Annotated in this window: 19 protein-coding genes; 7 read left to right on the top strand and 12 right to left on the bottom strand. The window is 61.3% G+C overall.

The window, feature by feature from the left end; all coding sequences use genetic code 11:
* Positions 1 to 155: 155 nt before the first annotated feature.
* From MUU53_RS08455 to MUU53_RS08425, 7 genes are all read left to right on the top strand, one after another.
* On the top strand, positions 156 to 884 hold the full coding sequence (locus MUU53_RS08455; protein WP_247260520.1) for a Rha family transcriptional regulator: 729 nt from the start codon (positions 156 to 158) through the stop codon (positions 882 to 884).
* A 94-nt stretch (positions 885 to 978) separates the two neighbouring features.
* Entirely contained in the window at positions 979 to 1,620 is a 642-nt protein-coding gene (locus MUU53_RS08450) for a hypothetical protein (RefSeq protein ID WP_247260519.1), read from the top strand.
* Between the two features lie 411 nt (positions 1,621 to 2,031).
* Entirely contained in the window at positions 2,032 to 2,586 is a 555-nt protein-coding gene (locus MUU53_RS08445; RefSeq protein ID WP_247260518.1) for an NYN domain-containing protein, read from the top strand.
* A 532-nt stretch (positions 2,587 to 3,118) separates the two neighbouring features.
* Positions 3,119 to 3,694 (top strand): HNH endonuclease, encoded by a 576-nt coding sequence (locus MUU53_RS08440; protein WP_247260517.1) that lies wholly within the window; start codon positions 3,119 to 3,121, stop codon positions 3,692 to 3,694.
* A 116-nt stretch (positions 3,695 to 3,810) separates the two neighbouring features.
* On the top strand, positions 3,811 to 4,449 hold the full coding sequence (locus tag MUU53_RS08435) for a recombinase family protein (protein WP_247260516.1): 639 nt from the start codon (positions 3,811 to 3,813) through the stop codon (positions 4,447 to 4,449).
* Positions 4,450 to 4,723: 274 nt separating this feature from the next.
* Positions 4,724 to 4,960: a hypothetical protein gene (locus MUU53_RS08430; RefSeq protein ID WP_247260515.1), complete on the top strand. Its 237-nt coding sequence runs from the start codon at positions 4,724 to 4,726 to the stop codon at positions 4,958 to 4,960.
* A 48-nt stretch (positions 4,961 to 5,008) separates the two neighbouring features.
* Complete coding sequence (locus MUU53_RS08425) at positions 5,009 to 5,395, top strand: hypothetical protein (protein ID WP_247260514.1); 387 nt, start codon at positions 5,009 to 5,011, stop codon at positions 5,393 to 5,395.
* A 77-nt stretch (positions 5,396 to 5,472) separates the two neighbouring features.
* Here MUU53_RS08425 and MUU53_RS08420 read toward each other — a convergent pair whose 3' ends face one another.
* The 12 genes from MUU53_RS08420 to MUU53_RS08365 form a co-directional block, all read right to left on the bottom strand.
* On the bottom strand, positions 5,473 to 7,152 hold the full coding sequence (locus MUU53_RS08420; RefSeq protein ID WP_247260513.1) for a recombinase family protein: 1,680 nt from the start codon (positions 7,150 to 7,152) through the stop codon (positions 5,473 to 5,475).
* The gene (locus MUU53_RS08415) at positions 7,149 to 7,538 is read right to left on the bottom strand and encodes an HVO_A0114 family putative DNA-binding protein (protein ID WP_247260512.1); all 390 of its coding nucleotides are present in this window, start codon (positions 7,536 to 7,538) and stop codon (positions 7,149 to 7,151) included. Before MUU53_RS08415 ends, MUU53_RS08420 begins: the two co-directional genes overlap by 4 nt.
* Positions 7,535 to 7,888, bottom strand: coding sequence for a toxin-antitoxin system TumE family protein (locus tag MUU53_RS08410; protein WP_247260511.1), 354 nt, complete (start codon positions 7,886 to 7,888; stop codon positions 7,535 to 7,537). Before MUU53_RS08410 ends, MUU53_RS08415 begins: the two co-directional genes overlap by 4 nt.
* Positions 7,885 to 8,208 carry a hypothetical protein gene (locus tag MUU53_RS08405; protein ID WP_247260510.1) on the bottom strand — a complete coding sequence of 108 codons (324 nt, stop codon included), beginning with the start codon at positions 8,206 to 8,208 and terminating at the stop codon, positions 7,885 to 7,887. Before MUU53_RS08405 ends, MUU53_RS08410 begins: the two co-directional genes overlap by 4 nt.
* A gap of 9 nt (positions 8,209 to 8,217) precedes the next feature.
* Positions 8,218 to 8,451: a DUF2274 domain-containing protein gene (locus tag MUU53_RS08400; protein WP_247260509.1), complete on the bottom strand. Its 234-nt coding sequence runs from the start codon at positions 8,449 to 8,451 to the stop codon at positions 8,218 to 8,220.
* Positions 8,448 to 9,719, bottom strand: coding sequence for a TraB/TrbI/VirB10 family type IV secretion system protein (locus tag MUU53_RS08395; protein WP_377307132.1), 1,272 nt, complete (start codon positions 9,717 to 9,719; stop codon positions 8,448 to 8,450). The genes MUU53_RS08400 and MUU53_RS08395 overlap by 4 nt, the downstream gene beginning before the upstream one ends.
* Positions 9,716 to 10,759, bottom strand: coding sequence for a P-type conjugative transfer protein TrbG (trbG, locus tag MUU53_RS08390; RefSeq protein WP_247260508.1), 1,044 nt, complete (start codon positions 10,757 to 10,759; stop codon positions 9,716 to 9,718). The genes MUU53_RS08395 and trbG overlap by 4 nt, the downstream gene beginning before the upstream one ends.
* Positions 10,756 to 11,439, bottom strand: a complete 684-nt coding sequence (gene trbF, locus MUU53_RS08385) for a conjugal transfer protein TrbF (protein ID WP_247260507.1) — start codon at positions 11,437 to 11,439, stop codon at positions 10,756 to 10,758. Before trbF ends, trbG begins: the two co-directional genes overlap by 4 nt.
* Positions 11,440 to 11,441: 2 nt before the next feature.
* Entirely contained in the window at positions 11,442 to 12,782 is a 1,341-nt protein-coding gene (gene trbL / locus MUU53_RS08380; protein WP_247260506.1) for a P-type conjugative transfer protein TrbL, read from the bottom strand.
* Position 12,783: 1 nt separating this feature from the next.
* The gene (trbK-alt, locus tag MUU53_RS08375; protein ID WP_247260505.1) at positions 12,784 to 13,128 is read right to left on the bottom strand and encodes a putative entry exclusion protein TrbK-alt; all 345 of its coding nucleotides are present in this window, start codon (positions 13,126 to 13,128) and stop codon (positions 12,784 to 12,786) included.
* Positions 13,129 to 13,138: 10 nt separating this feature from the next.
* Positions 13,139 to 13,897 carry a P-type conjugative transfer protein TrbJ gene (trbJ, locus tag MUU53_RS08370; RefSeq protein ID WP_247260504.1) on the bottom strand — a complete coding sequence of 253 codons (759 nt, stop codon included), beginning with the start codon at positions 13,895 to 13,897 and terminating at the stop codon, positions 13,139 to 13,141.
* A partial coding sequence (locus tag MUU53_RS08365) for a TraG/VirB4 family ATPase (protein ID WP_479683723.1) occupies positions 13,894 to 14,490 on the bottom strand: 597 nt, incomplete at its 5' end. The genes MUU53_RS08365 and trbJ, both read right to left, overlap by 4 nt.

Genomic DNA, 14,490 nt, shown 5'->3' with positions numbered 1-14,490 from the left:
CTCGTGGTCCTTCTGGGCCGCGCTGCCGTGGCTTCTGGAACAGCTCATCAACATCCCCTCGGCTTCGACCCTGCGTGACCTGAACGGCGCGTGGGCAAACCGCAATCACCACTGAACCCAGCGTCTTTACGCACCTGACTTCAAGGAAAATGCAAATGAACCAGATGGTGAACCTGAACACCGCTTCCACTCTCACCATGTCCAGCCGTGAAATCGCAGAGCTGACCGGCAAGACACACGATAACGTTCGCCGTGATGTTCGTAACATGGCGCAAGAGCTTTCCCTCAAACTTGAAGAAAAGGTCGTCCCTTCTACTGGTGGCCGCCCTTCGCTTGAATACCTACTCCCCAAGCGGGAAACCCTCATCCTCGTCTCCGGCTATTCGGTCACTCTCCGCACCCGCATCATCGACAGGTGGATGGAACTGGAAGCTAAGGACACGCACCAGCCGGTCACCATGCTTTCAATACCCAACTTCGCAGACCCGGCAGAGGCCGCTATTGCGTGGGCTGCTGAGTGGAAAGCGAAGCAGTTAGCCGAGCAAAAGTTCGAAGAGGCCAAGCCTCAGCTTGCTATTGCCGAGCGCGTAGTCTCCCACAACCACAGCCTCAGCCGGTTCATCCGCACGCTGGACGGCATTAACCAGAAAGCCATCAAGAAAGACCTGATGCGGCTCGGCTACTTCTACAAGCAGGGCGGCACCTATCGCGTCTATGCCAAGCACCGCAACGTCTTCACCGAGAAGGCGCTGGCTGAGTTCGGCAGCGTAGACATCTTCCCCACGGCGGAAGGCAAGGCACTGCTGGTGCAGCTCTACGAGGCTGGCAAGCTGACCATGCGCAAGGGCTGCGATGAGATGGGACGCCCGACCACATCCACCTAAGTCAGCTCTCGTTCATCTCCTCATCACCCACCCTCAGCGCCCCCGTTCTCACCAGAGCGGGGGCTTTTTGTTTCCAACAACCGTAGGATCACACATGCTCTATACCTCCCAGCTCCTCGATAGAAAGACCGGGGAACTTGTCCTTGTCGAAGACGGGGATTGGATCACCATCACTGAACTGGCGGAACTTCACTCAGTCGGCCCTCGCCGCATTAGGATCATCCTTCGGCACATGGACTTTCTGCAAATCGAAGGCGGGGGAAGACAACATCGTCATAGGCTCTGCCCATGGGTGACGGCCAAAGGTTGGGGCAAACGCATTCAAGCGAAGGGGACCATTCCTTTTGATGTCATCAGCCCTCTTGCCAGAGACTGGATAGCGGAGCGGTGGTCTCAAGCAACAAGCTCGCTTGAGCTGAAAGAGAATGGTCCGGTGGCGGAAGCCAAAGCGGCATTGGAAAGCTTCCGAGACGGTCGGAACAGCTACAGACGTTCTATCCGCGAACGGTTTGCACATCGCGAAGACAACCCGCCAGACATGGAGGTCACGGAGATGGTCTCGTGGCTGAACCACTTCTTCCCGAGGCTCAGCCATTCCGACATTGCCACGATCCTTGATGTCAGTCAGCAGCTCGTGAGCCGCTATCTTGGGGAGCGTCAGAGGGAAAAGGCCAGATGGAAGGAATGCAGGGAAGCGCAATTGAAGAGGAAGCCCGGTTCACTTTGGTTCTCTTGATGGACCGTTTGAGGCCGCTTAGGGGGGTACGTAGGTATATTACTTAAGCCCACAACACGTCAGAAAATGGTGAGGGCCACGGTGGTGCTTACCGTGACCCTCGTTCTTGTAGTCACTCTAGCGGAGTGGGGCCGGGTGATGGCCGAATGCCATCAACAGGTAATTTAGCTGGCACTCCGAAGACACTGCGGAGATAGCAAGGACACCCGGAAGACAGCTCAAGACCACTATGAGGCCAATGCCGAGCTGAGGAAGTCCTGTAAGAAGTTCACTGGTGGTCCTAAGGTGGACACTTGGGTGGACGTGTACAAACAGGGTGTCAATAAAAGTCGGTGCAAGTTGTGCTGGCAGCTAGACAGTTTCTTACCTTCGATTAATGATACATCCATCAGACACAGGTAGGGAGGAACCATGGACTGCATCATACTTGTGGACAACTCGAATATATTCATTGAGGGCCAGAAGGCTTCGGCGTTTCGCAAGGGGCAATTACCTGCTGAAGCTGGCGGCAAGCGTCCCGCCGATCCGTCGTGGCGTATTGACTTTGCCAAGCTCCTGAAGGTGCTTGCGAATGGGCGAAACATCCACGCCGCCTTTCTGGTAGGTTCTCGTCCGCCGCCGAAAGACGATGTCTGGGAAATGGCCAAGAACGGTGGCTTTGAAGTCATCACCCATGACCGCGACTCCCAGAACAAAGAGAAGGCTGTGGATACGGAGCTCGTCGCTCAGGGGACCCTTGCCGTTGCGACCGGCCCAAATACAGGAGTTCTTGTTATCGCGTCAGGCGACCGCGATTTTATCCCTCTGGTCAATATTGCTCACAAACGCGGATGGACCGTCGAGATGGCGGCATTTCAAAGTGCTTTCACCGATGGCGGTGAGATGGCCACGACGGTCGATATGACACGCCCTCTTGATGGTTCGTTGGACTTGATCGGACACAATGCCTACAAGTGGCCCGCTTGATTGCCGCACGACGGACAGACCACAGGTGATTAGGGCCCACCTAACGTCGTCAATTAGGGCCCACCCTAGGAGAGAGTGATAAATAGGTGAGGGAGAGGGGATGTGAGAATACCCTCTCTCTCCCTGATCCTATTTCTGATGATGGGAGTGGATAGTGAGAGTGAACAGATAGAGGTGAGAGATAGGAGACCTAAAGGATAACCTAAAGGGGGAGTGAGGGATTGACCGCCACCAGCATCCTCCGACACCTATTCTCCGATGCAATTGAGCAATTTTCACCGACCACCCCGCCTCCTCACGTCCTTCGTTGGTAGGTGGTCTCCCAAGCTATTATTGCCCCATCTGGGAAAATGCGAAGTAGGGCGTCACGTGGTCCGAAATGGGCCGTTTAGTTGGCGGCAAAAATCCGAGCGTCAGCCTCGACTGGACTTGCTTGTAGTTTCCCCCGTGCCCTGCCTAATGCAGTGAGGCGGCCTAGAATCCGCAGACGGCTACGATACACGACGCTCGCATACGGAGGATTGAGACAAGTATGAAAATGGACACCATCAAGAAGTATCTTAAACGTCACACCGTCATGAGCAGGAAGAGCACCTTCTCGAATGCATTTGCCTCTGCGCTCGCTCCGCAGGACAGGTACTCTCCATTAGCAGTCGCTGACGGTTTACGTGAGCTGGGCCAAGACCCTGAAGATGACCTCAACTGCGTTTATTGCGGTGACGCTGCGCAAACTTGGGACCACGTGTTCAATAGGGTCGTTGATGGTGAGTTCTCGGGATACGGGCACTACATCCGAAATTTAGTGCCTTGTTGTCGTAGCTGCAATGAACGGAAGGGTAAGGACAACTGGCGGCACTGGTTGGCCAAGCTTGCTCCTCCTGATGAGGCAGAAAGAGCTGCTCGCATCGAAAGTTTCCTCGCGCCTCTCAAGTCTCCCGAGCACATCCATGATCACTTGAAGAATGAGCTGGCGGACGAACTGGAGCGTTATCGGGAAATTCGGAGAAAAGTATTTGATCTTATGAAAGAGGCAGACCTCGTCGCTGAAGCCATTCGCAGCAGGATTACGGAGAACCTTCTTACTCACGGCTCGACTGATGACCGTTGAAGTATACCTCAGCGTACATCTTCATGCTGACCACAAAGACCGTCCGTAAGGGTTGACTTCATTCTACGGACATGCATTTCTGCGGACACAATCCATACGGTCAGTCAGGAAGCTTCATGTCCACTATCCTCTATGCCCGCGTCTCGACAGCGGACCAGACCCTTCATCACCAAAAGACACAAGCCGAGCAGGCGGGTTTCGTCATTGACGCTGTGGTAAGTGACCATGGCGTCTCAGGCGCATCCACAGCCCTCAGAGAGCGTCCTGAAGGCAAGCGGCTCTTCGACATGCTGCGCAAGGGTGACACCCTCGTGGTGCGCTGGGTGGACCGCCTCGGGCGAAACTACCAAGACGTTACGGACATCATCAGAGAGTTCATGGGGCGTGGCGTCATCATCCGCACGGTCATCAATAACATGACCTTTGACGGCTCGACCACGGACCCCGTTCAGATGGCTGTGAGAGACGCGCTCATTGCGTTCATGGCGGCAACCGCACAGGCACAGCACGAGGCAACGAAAGCCAGCCAGCGGGCCGGTATCGAGGCGGCGAAAGCGGAAGGCAAAACCTACCTCGGGAGAAAGCCGAGCTATGACCGGAAGTCGTTCAATGCCGTCATTGATATGCTCGGAACCGGAGCGACGAGCGTCAGCGAGATTGCAAGAGTGACGGGTCTCACAAGGCAGACCGTTCTCCGCATCAAGCAAGACCCCGCGAAGGCTGAAGCTCTGCTTGCCACTTGGGGGCTCGCTTAATCGCGTCCGCGCTTCTCTCCGGGCGTATCGATTGCTTTTCGGCAGATCACCAAAGCGAGCCACGTAAGCTGACACATGAGGGCTGGTTCAGTGGCCCTCTGAGAGGCCAGTTTTTCAACACCGAAGCCGTTCCTTAAGCTCCCGTGCGGCAATCCCGGATCTATCCACCTGTGCGATAAACCCGTAAGTGAATGATTTTATTTATCTTTACAGGATTTGCGGTTTGACTCATAAGCCTCTGCCAGCAGCATGACGCAGCATAACGGAGGCAAACATGGGTCCATTCATCGTCAGCTTCAACATCCCCTACATCTGTGACTTTTTCTTCTCGTCTGATGACGTAACGTCCTCCAGACCGGGGCGCTTCTTTGACGCCATGTGGATTGCCGGGGGCGTAATGCTGTGGCGGGGCCACAAGCATCTCATCATCGAACTGCACCTACTGCGAACGATGCACGCCATGTTCCTTAGGCATTCGAAGCCTGTATCGGACACGCTTGCTACCCGCTAAGCGCACCTCCTCGTTCCACAACGAAACCAATTTCAAGGAAGGCCCAACATGAGAATGACTGACCACAACGCGGAAATTGTCGAGCTGAAGATTGTCCCTCGAAATCGAATGAAAGCTGCCGAGCACAAGCGCTTCAAAAAGTGGGAACACTGGTTGATCCACACGCTAACCGCAATCCACCACATGGGGGCCTTCGGACTGCCAAGAGCAAGCAACATCCTCGAAGAGACGAGGAACACTCTACAAGCCATGCATGACGGCGTGGAGTGCTTCGTCGAGCAGGAGGAGGCTTTGCGCTATGAAGCCGCCCCTGAGCTTCCTGATGTATGGCCTGCCGACTTTCCAGTGAGGCTGGCGTTTACGGCATTCACCTACATTCAAGAGGTACGTGAGGCCGCCAAGATGAAGAAGGCGGCTGCGGGAGGACCGGAATAAGGCACGTCAACCCTTGACGGGTGGTCCACCACATTGGTACACAGACAACAGTTGGCAGGGAAAATTCTCCAACGAAATCAGTGAAATGGGCGCTCTCTGAAGGTTTTCGAATCTCTTCGGGTGCGCCATTTCAGTACAGAACTGCGAACGCCGATTGCCGCCGATTCCACGCTGGAAGCGGCGACGAGCGTTTGCAGCAGTTCCGATTTCGTCCCCATGATGCGAATTTCATCGTCCGCGACCTCGACGCGTTGCGCGAAGGCGCGCAGGTAATCCCGCCGATAGCCGCCTCCTTCGATCCGCAGGCTACCGCGCGCCGCGGCAGACAGCGTGTCGATCATGTCCGGTGTCACGGCCCTGTCGCCCGAGCCGTCGAGCGTCGCCCGTATCCGCTCGGCATCGGCCGCCGCCTGGTCCCGGATCGCCTTGAGGCCGGCGATGCGGTCCTTGAGGCCCACATCGTCGAGCGCGGCCACGCCTGATTCGATCGCGTCATAGAGCCGGCCCAACCGCTGATCGGTCTCCGTGATTCGCCGGTGGAGATCCGCCAGATGTTCGCGACGGCGTTCGGTTCGCTCCTGCCGGCGGTCGAGAAGGCTGGAAAGGATCGTCTCCAACCGCTTTGGCTGTAGCAGGCGTTCTTCGAGATGGCTGGCGACCAGATGGTCGAGCCTGTCCATCGGGATCGAGCGACCTTCGCAACCAGCCTTTCCCTGCCGGGCCTTGGTGGAGCAGGTGTAATAGCGATACATGCCGCCCGCGCTGCCCTTGCCGGTACGCATTGTCATCGCCCCGCCGCACTTTGCGCAGAAGCAGATGCCAGTCAGGAGCGTCGGACCGCTCGTGACCCGCGATGGGATCACCATCGGGTTGCGGGACTTGAGGCGGGCCTGAACCGCATCGAAGATGTCGCGATCGATCAGCGATGGAACCGCCATGATCGCTACTTCGCTCTCCGGCTTCTTCTCGCGATTCTTGAAAGACCGGGTATTGAACCTGTGCTCGCCGATATAGGTCGTGCGGGTCAGGATGGCGTGGATTTGCGCCAAGCCCCATTTCCCGCCATCGCGGGTAAAAATGCGGCGTTCATTCAGGTAGGTGGTAATTGCCTTGACGCCTTTCGGGCCAGAGATGCCATCGCCTTCCAGGAACAGGCGATAGATGAGCCGGACCGTTTCCGCGTGCAGCGGGTCGATCTCCAGCTTCTTCTTGGTCTTCGACCCACGCTGTTCGGCAGCGATGATACGATAGCCGATCGGCGGCCGCGCGCCATTCCAAAAGCCCTGCCTCGCGTTCTCGTTCATGGCGCGCAGGACGTGCTTGGCGTTCTCCTTCGATTGGTACTCGTCGAACAGCGCCATGATCTGCCGCATCATGACGTGCATCGGATCGTCACCCATCTCCTGCGTGATGGAGACGAGCTTCACGCCATTCTTGGCGAGCTTGCGGACGTAGAATTCCAGTTCGAAGTGATCGCGGAAGAAGCGGCTGAACGAGTGGACCACGACGACATCGAAGGGGGCCGGTTTGGTCGTGCCCGCTTCGATCATGCGCTGAAATTCCGGACGCCGATCGTTGGTGGCGGATGCGCCGGCCTCGACGAAGGTTTCGACCAGTTCGTACCCGCGCGAGGCGCAATACGCTTCGCCCTGTTTACGTTGATCGGGGATGGAGACGTCATGTTCGGCCTGGCGGGTGGTCGAGACACGGAGATAAAGAGCGGCGCGCTGGGCGATGGAGGGCGATTGCATGTTCATGCGCGGCCTCCCTTCGCTTCACGCCGTTCGAGGATGGGGAGTTCAAGCGCCACTCGATCGTGCAGCACCTTGGGCATGAGCTTGCGGCCCTGGCCCGGCTCCATACTGACGAGGCCGTAGCCCGCCATCGTCTTGAGGGTTCGGGACAAGCTGGATTTGGCGCGGCCGGTGATCTGCGACAGCTCGTCCAGCGAACGCGGCGCCTGCTCGTCGATGACACGCAACAATTCGCGGTTCCCGCTGGAGAGCACCTGCGCAAAGGATTCGGTCGAGGTGAACCACACCTTCGGATCATCGGCCGCCGGCTTCTCCTCGCCGCGCGCGATCCGCATGGTGCGCGCTTTCATCTCATCATAGTCGGCAATCCCGATCTTCAGTGTCGTCATAACACGCCTCGTTCCTTCAGCACCGCGTCCACCACCTGCCAGAAGTCGGCCAGCAGCGTGGCCGCATTCTCGTAGGCATATGGCTTCACGGTCTGGAACCGGTGGCGATGATCCTGCGGCTCGCCTTTCTTCTGACGACCGACCGGATGGGCATTATCGAACCCGACCAGCCGTTCGCCCGAAGGCCCGTGAAGCGTGAGCGAGTAATCGAGGCCGTGTGGCTTTTCCGACGAAACCGGGACGCGGGTGACAATGAACTTCACCCAATGACCGCCCGCGGGATCGACGACGAGAACCTGACCATGAAGGTTCAGCAGCGTATCGAGGCTCGGGTCACGATCCTCGCTCATGGCTTATTGTTAACATCAGATGTTAATAATGACAAGGCCGGATTTGGATGGTCGGCGGCGGAGGAACTGAACAAACGGTCGAGGACATCACTGAAATAACGCTCGAAGATATCGACCTCGGCTTCGGTCACGGGAATGCTGTCCGGCCAGTCATCGACGACGGTCACATGGTCGATGCCGTCGATGCTCTCACCAGCATGTCGGGTCTCGCGACGATGCGACGGCCTCTCTATGAGATAATCATAGAGATCGGCGGGAAGGATCATCTGCGCTGGTTTGCGCGAGCGTTCCTTGCGGAGGCGTTTGACGTTTGCAGACATGCCCCCTCCTTAACGGTCCGCATTCGGCGCTGACTTGCGCGCTTTGGCGAAGCCGCGATCGGTGGCGATGAAGCGTTCCAGCATGGGGACGATCAGGCGAATGGGGTCGGTCGGCGGGTGTCCGGCCTCGCGTCCGAGGATCTCGGCATATGCTGTGAGATCGCGATGCAAGGCGGCCGGCAGTTCGAGAGTGACCTTGACCGGCTTGGTCTCGGTGATCGGGCCGAGCTTCAGCTTGCTCATGGCGTGCCTCCATAGGGTTCGAGGACGAGATCGCGGGTGACGAGGACACGGACAGGGAAGCCGGGGCGGATGGTCAAAGTCGGCGCTATGTCGAGCTGACGGCCGACGACCTGCCGCCCGACTTGGGCAACGCTGTCCGACGCGCCTTGGCGCAATGCGCGGGCGATCTCGCTCTCGTCGCTCGAAGACCCCATCTGGCTCCCGATCGACAGCAGAGTGGAGAGAGCTGCGGCCTTGAACAGCTCGCCCCAATGGTAATCGACGCCATCCTGAAGACCGGCATAGCCTTCGGCGTCCGCGCCCGGCTGGCGTTCCAGCACGATCGAGCGGCCGTTCGGGAAGATCAGCCGGTTCCAGACCAGCAGGATGCGCTTCTGGCCGAAACCGACGCCGTTGTCGTATTGGCCGACGACGCGTGTGCCCTGCGGCACGAGCAGGATCTTGCCGGTCGGGCTGTCATAGATGTTTTCCGTGACCTGGGCGGTGATCTGGCCGGGCAGGTCGGAACGGATGCCGGTGATGAGCGCGGCGGAAATCACCGCGCCGGCCTGAAGCACGTTGGCCGATGCGGGTGTTGCGACGCGATCGGGCGAGGCCGTGCGCTTGTCGGGCGTCTGGTTGAGAAAGGCGAGTTGGCGATCCTGCGCCGTGGGCGTTGCCGGCTGCGGCGCGAGACCGAGGCTGGCGAGGTCGGTCTGCGGCGTCGGCGTCGTAGTGGCCGGGACCGTTCCCGTATTCGCGGGCCTTGTCTCGGTGGAAGCGAACAGTTTCGCGTTGCGCGCCGCTTCCCTCTCCTGCGCCTGCCGTTGTTCCTCCGGTGTGGGGCCGACAGGCCCGGACGGCGTGGCAATCGCCGGCGTCGGGACCGGCTGACCGGCGTTTTGCGCATTGAGGATCGGACGGCCGAGATCGCCAGGCAGCGGCGGGCCGAGTTTTGGCACGCCGCTATAATCCTTCGGCAAGCCGGCCAGCCCGTCCGGGGTGGCGCGGTTGTCGGTGGAAATCAGTTCCTGGCCCTGATCGCCGCCATGCCGGGTCTGGAGCGCATAGACCAGCGCGCCGCCGATACCGACACTGGCGACGAGGCTTAAGCCCGCCAGCACCTTGCGCGACAGGCGGGTGACGCGCGGCGGCTCGGGACGCAGCCGCATCGGCGCGACCGGCTCGCCGGTCAGCGGCCGGGCGTCATCATCCACCTCCGGCGTATTGACGGCGCGCGGGGCATCGGGCTTCTGCCCGTCCTCCTTCTCGGGGTGTTCCTCGCTCACGACGCCGGCCTCCCGTCGGTGCGGGAGATACGGACGCGCTTCTGGTCCTTGCCCGCTCCGAAGCGCAGCTCGGCGGCGGCGAAGAGCCGGTCAACGATCATGTAGTTGCCGCGCACGCGATAGTTCACCAGCTCGGACGTGTCGCCTTCCGGCCCGACGACAAAGAGCGGCGGCATCTCGCCCTGTCCGATCCCGCGCGGAAACTCGATGAACACCTGCCGCCCGTCATCGAACGCCCGCAACGGCCGCCACGGCGCACGGTCGCCCGACACGTCGTAGCGGAAATTGACCCTCGACAGGTCGACGCCATTCGCGACCGGCTGCTGAGCCTCGGCCTGAGCGTTCTGGCGGCGCAGCGCGATGAGCTGGTCCTGCGGATACTGCCAGGACACCGAGGCCATATAGGTCTTCTCGGTGGAGCGCAGTTCCATGTGATAGGTGCGCCGGTCAGTGTTGATGACCAGATTGGTCATCAGTTCGGGCCGCGTGGGCTTCACAAGAATATGCACGACCTTTGTCGCGCCCGTGCCGCTCTCGGTATCGCCGATGATCCAGCGCACGGTGTCACCGGCGGCGACGGGACCGGAGCCGACGAGCTGTTCGCCGGGCTGGAGCGAAATGTCGGTGATCTGCCCCGGCGAGGCATAGACCTGATAGAGCGCGCCATCGACGAAGGGATAGACCTGTATCGAGTTGATGAAGCCGTTGCGGATGGGCTGCATCCGTGCGGCAGCATTGGCCTCGTTCACGCGCGCGGCCGGGTCCGGCAGTTCGGGCGTCGGCTTTCCGTCCTTGCCGACCGGCTTCAACTGGCCGGGAAGTGGCAACGGCTTCGGCAGTTCCACGATCTGCACGGGCTTGGGCGGATCGGCGGCGATGACGGCCGGCGCGGCATCATCATAGGAAATCTCCGGCGGTGGGATGTGCCCCGCGCATCCGGCGAGCGCGGATACGGAAATCAGCAAAGCCGCGAGTGAGGCATTTCGGAAGGCCGGACTTCCTGCACTCCAGGGGGCGGCTTTGCGGAGTGCTGGTGTCATTGTCCAAGCTCCTTCGACCAGTTGATGGCGTTGATGTAGATTCCGAGCGGGTTCTTCCGCAGCGTGTCGGCATCGCGCGGTGGCTGCACGGCGACGGTGAGGATGGCGGACCAGCGTTCGGTCGCGGCTAGCGATCCGTCCTGATAGCGGCGCTCGATCCAGGCGATGCGGAAGCTCGATGGTGAGGCGCGGATCACGCTCGATACCTCGATCGCGATCTGCTGCTTGCCGACCTTGGCGAAGGGGTCGTTGGCGCGGGCATAGTCGTTGAGCGCCAGCGCGCCGGCCTGCGTGGTAAAGTCATAGGCGCGCAGCCAGTTCTGCCGCACTATGATGACGTCGGCCGGGATCGAGCGGACCTGCTCGATAAAGTGCGCAAGGTAGAACGCGATCTGCGGATCGGAGGGCTGGTAGTCGGCGGTCGCCGGGGCGATAGCCTGCGACTGTCCCAGCCGATCGACCTGCACCACCCAGGGCACGATCGAGCCGTTCAGCGACTGCCAGAACAGCGCGCCGGACAATCCGGCCGACAAAGCGAGCGATCCGAAGGCCATCAGCCGCCAGTTCTTCGCCTGTATGCGGGCGGAACCGATGCGGTCGTCCCAGGCTTGGCTCGCGCGCTGGTAGGGCGTCTCGGGTTGCGGGGATTTGCCGTAATGGGCGGACGGTCGCTTGAACATGATCAGTCGCTTTCGGAGAGGTTGACGGAAGCGCCGCCGCCGTGGGCGTCGCCGGATTTGACGGCGTGGGCGGCCGCCTGGACCCCGTGGGAGAGTTTCTGGGAGCGCTGCATCCGCTTGGCCCAAGCCGGCGGGCCATCAGCGGAAGCTGCGGCGGTGGAAGGAGCGGCGGACGAGGCTTCGGCCTCGACTGCGCCGGCTTCACCGGAGACGGCGCGGCTTCCAGCATCGAAGCTCTCTCGCATCGAGGCGGCGGCACGGCGAAACGGGCTGGTGATCGCTGACCCGGCCTTCGACGCGCCGGTCGAGGCGACATTGCCGAGACCGGAAGCCACGCCCGATGCCCCGGACTGACCGGCCGCGCCGAGGCTGTAGGCGGTGGACGCCCCGCCCGCGAGCGCGGCTCCGCCACGGGCGGCAGCGGCGGCGCCTCCGATGAGCGATGCACCGCCAGATGCGACGGCGCCAACCGCCGCACCGCCTGCCGCGACCATGCCGCCTGCGGCGAGACCCGTGCCGACCGCCGCTCCAGCGCCAAGCTGCGGGCCGCCGGAGACGAGACCATTGGCGATGCCGGGGCCGAAAATGCCCAAGCCCAGCAGCGCCAGGGCCGCGAGCACGATGGTCATGGCGTCGTCAATCGAGGGCGTCGCGCCGTTGAAGCCCTGGGTGAACTCGGAAAACAGGGTCGAGCCGATGCCGATGATGACGGCGAGCACCAGCACCTTGATGCCGGACGAGATGATATTGCCGAGCACCCGTTCAGCCATGAAGGCGGATTTGCCGAACAGACCGAAGGGAATGAGGACGAACCCCGCGAGCGTGCTCAGCTTGAACTCGATCAGCGTGATGAAGAGCTGGATCGCGAGAATGAAGAAGGCGAGCAGGATCAGCGCCCAGGCGAACATCAGGCAGGCGATCTGGATGAAGTTCTCGAAGAACGAGACCCAGCCCATCAAGTCGGAGATGGAATCGAGCAGCGGTCGCGCTGCGTCGAGGCCGGTCTGCGCCACCTTGCCGGGCCGCAGGAGATCGGCGGTCGTGAACCCCGTGCCCGATGCTTTCAGGCCAAGACCCGCAAAACTCTCGAAAACGATGCGGGCGAGATTGTTCCAGTTGCCGATGATGTAGGCAAAGACGCCGACGAACAGCGTCTTCTTGACGAGGCGCGCGATGATGTCCTCGTCGGCACCCCACGACCAGAATAGCGCCGCCAGCGTTACGTCGATGACGATCAGCGTGGTGGCGATGAACGCCACCTCGGGGCGCAGCAGGCCGAAGCCGCTGTCGATGTAGCGGGTGAAGACATCGAGAAAATGGTCGATGACGCCGGCGCCCTGCATGTCAGCGGCTCCCGTTCTGGTCAGGCGTGGTGGAGGCTGGCGCGGACGGGAACAGCGTCGTCGGTGTATCCGAAGCCGGGGCAGTCGCCGGTTCGGGCTGACCCAGGAACCGGCGGCGATTCTCAGCCCAGGCGCGCAGACAGGATGGATCGCGGCCACCGGCTTCCCCCATCGCGCCGCACCTGGCGAGTTCCGCGCGCAGCGGATCTCGCGCCGCGACGGGCTGCGCTACCGTGACCGGATCGTCCGGTCTGTCGGCAGGCCGGTTCATCTCGATCGCGGTGGCGGTGATCGCCAGCGCTACGAAGATGATGGCGCCAATCCGCGCGAGGGTCTTGCCATCCATCGCGCTGCCCTCAATTGCCGTCGGGGAACATCTGCGCGTTGCCGGGCTGGTAGCCCGCGCCCGGCGTCAGGAAGCGGCGGCGCTGTTCCTGCCCTTGCGCGGCGGCGGCGGCGCGTTCGGCGTCCGACAATGCCTGCGCGCGGCCATTGGCGGCGACGACGGCGGTGAGATCGGCGAGTTGCTGGGCCTGGAGCGCGAGAAGCTGATTGCCGGCCTGCGTCGCCTGAAGCGCGCCGGTGGCCGACTGGCTGGCGCCGACCAGCGCCGACATCTGAGTGCGGTTGGTGTCGATGTTGCCGACGACGGTGGCCTGCACGCGCATGGCGTCCTGCAAGCCACCGACCGTGTTCTGCCAGCGCGAGCGGGCATCGGCCACGAGCTGCTGGTCGGTCGCCGACATCGAGACGTTGCCATATTTGGTCTGGAATGCCCGGTCGATCTGCTGCACGTCATAGGCAATGTTCTGCGCCTGTTGTAGAAGCTGTTGGGTCCGCTGCACGGACTGTTGCAACTGTTGCAGCGATGAATACGGCAGGCTTGCGAGGTTGCGGGCCTGGTTGATGAGCATCTGCGCTTCGTTCTGAAGCGAGGTGATCTGGTTGGTGATCTGCTGAAGCGCGCGAGCGGCCTGAAGCACGTTCTGCGCATAGTTGGTCGGATCGAAGACGATGATGGCGTAGGCCGGCGTTGTGACGATCGGCGACAGGGCGAGCGGGATCGAAAGCATGGACGCGGCAAGCAACGCCGCGCGTGAACGGCGCAGTTTCATGGCAGTTTCTCCTTGTTGATGAGGTTGGGAATGAGATCGGCGGCCCAACTCACGCCGCGATGGCGCAGCCAGGCGTCGAGGAATCCGTCCGCGCCATGCTCGGCGACGATCTTGGCGATGGCGGCCTGATCGGTCTTGGCGGACGCAGCGCAAAGCGCCAGTGCCACTTCGGACAAGCCCAGCTCGAACAGCCGGTTGCCGCGCCGCGACTGGCAGTAATAGTCGCGCTTGGGCATGGCCCGCGCGACGATCTCGATCTGGCGGTCGTTGAGGCCGAAGCGGCGATAGATGGCGGTGATCTGCGGCTCGATCGCGCGCTCGTTCGGCAAGAGAAGCCGGGTCTGGCAGCTTTCGATGATCGCCGGAGCGATGGCGCTGCCGTCGATGTCCGAGAGCGATTGCGTGGCGAAGATGACGCTGGCGTTCTTCTTGCGCAGCGTCTTCAGCCATTCGCGGAGCTGGCCGGCAAAACCTTCGTCGTCGAGGGCGAGCCAGCCTTCATCAACGATGATGAGGGTCGGCGATCCGTCGAGCCGGTCTTCGATCCGGTGAAACAGATAGGCGAGCACGGCGGGCGCGGCTTCGGTGCCGAT

This window comes from Affinirhizobium lemnae (assembly GCF_022968395.1).
Lineage (GTDB): Bacteria > Pseudomonadota > Alphaproteobacteria > Rhizobiales > Rhizobiaceae > Neorhizobium > Neorhizobium lemnae.
Note: the sequence above shows the minus strand (reverse complement) of the source record. Positions and strands in the feature narration are given on the sequence as shown.

Coding starts and splice junctions, on each gene's coding strand:
- MUU53_RS08455 (WP_247260520.1), top strand. CDS start 156: ATGAACCAGATGGTGAACCTGAACACCGCTTCCACTCTCACCATGTCC.
- MUU53_RS08450 (WP_247260519.1), top strand. CDS start 979: ATGCTCTATACCTCCCAGCTCCTCGATAGAAAGACCGGGGAACTTGTC.
- MUU53_RS08445 (WP_247260518.1), top strand. CDS start 2,032: ATGGACTGCATCATACTTGTGGACAACTCGAATATATTCATTGAGGGC.
- MUU53_RS08440 (WP_247260517.1), top strand. CDS start 3,119: ATGAAAATGGACACCATCAAGAAGTATCTTAAACGTCACACCGTCATG.
- MUU53_RS08435 (WP_247260516.1), top strand. CDS start 3,811: ATGTCCACTATCCTCTATGCCCGCGTCTCGACAGCGGACCAGACCCTT.
- MUU53_RS08430 (WP_247260515.1), top strand. CDS start 4,724: ATGGGTCCATTCATCGTCAGCTTCAACATCCCCTACATCTGTGACTTT.
- MUU53_RS08425 (WP_247260514.1), top strand. CDS start 5,009: ATGAGAATGACTGACCACAACGCGGAAATTGTCGAGCTGAAGATTGTC.
- MUU53_RS08420 (WP_247260513.1), bottom strand. CDS start 7,152: ATGAACATGCAATCGCCCTCCATCGCCCAGCGCGCCGCTCTTTATCTC.
- MUU53_RS08415 (WP_247260512.1), bottom strand. CDS start 7,538: ATGACGACACTGAAGATCGGGATTGCCGACTATGATGAGATGAAAGCG.
- MUU53_RS08410 (WP_247260511.1), bottom strand. CDS start 7,888: ATGAGCGAGGATCGTGACCCGAGCCTCGATACGCTGCTGAACCTTCAT.
- MUU53_RS08405 (WP_247260510.1), bottom strand. CDS start 8,208: ATGTCTGCAAACGTCAAACGCCTCCGCAAGGAACGCTCGCGCAAACCA.
- MUU53_RS08400 (WP_247260509.1), bottom strand. CDS start 8,451: ATGAGCAAGCTGAAGCTCGGCCCGATCACCGAGACCAAGCCGGTCAAG.
- trbG (WP_247260508.1), bottom strand. CDS start 10,759: ATGACACCAGCACTCCGCAAAGCCGCCCCCTGGAGTGCAGGAAGTCCG.
- trbF (WP_247260507.1), bottom strand. CDS start 11,439: ATGTTCAAGCGACCGTCCGCCCATTACGGCAAATCCCCGCAACCCGAG.
- trbL (WP_247260506.1), bottom strand. CDS start 12,782: ATGCAGGGCGCCGGCGTCATCGACCATTTTCTCGATGTCTTCACCCGC.
- trbK-alt (WP_247260505.1), bottom strand. CDS start 13,128: ATGGATGGCAAGACCCTCGCGCGGATTGGCGCCATCATCTTCGTAGCG.
- trbJ (WP_247260504.1), bottom strand. CDS start 13,897: ATGAAACTGCGCCGTTCACGCGCGGCGTTGCTTGCCGCGTCCATGCTT.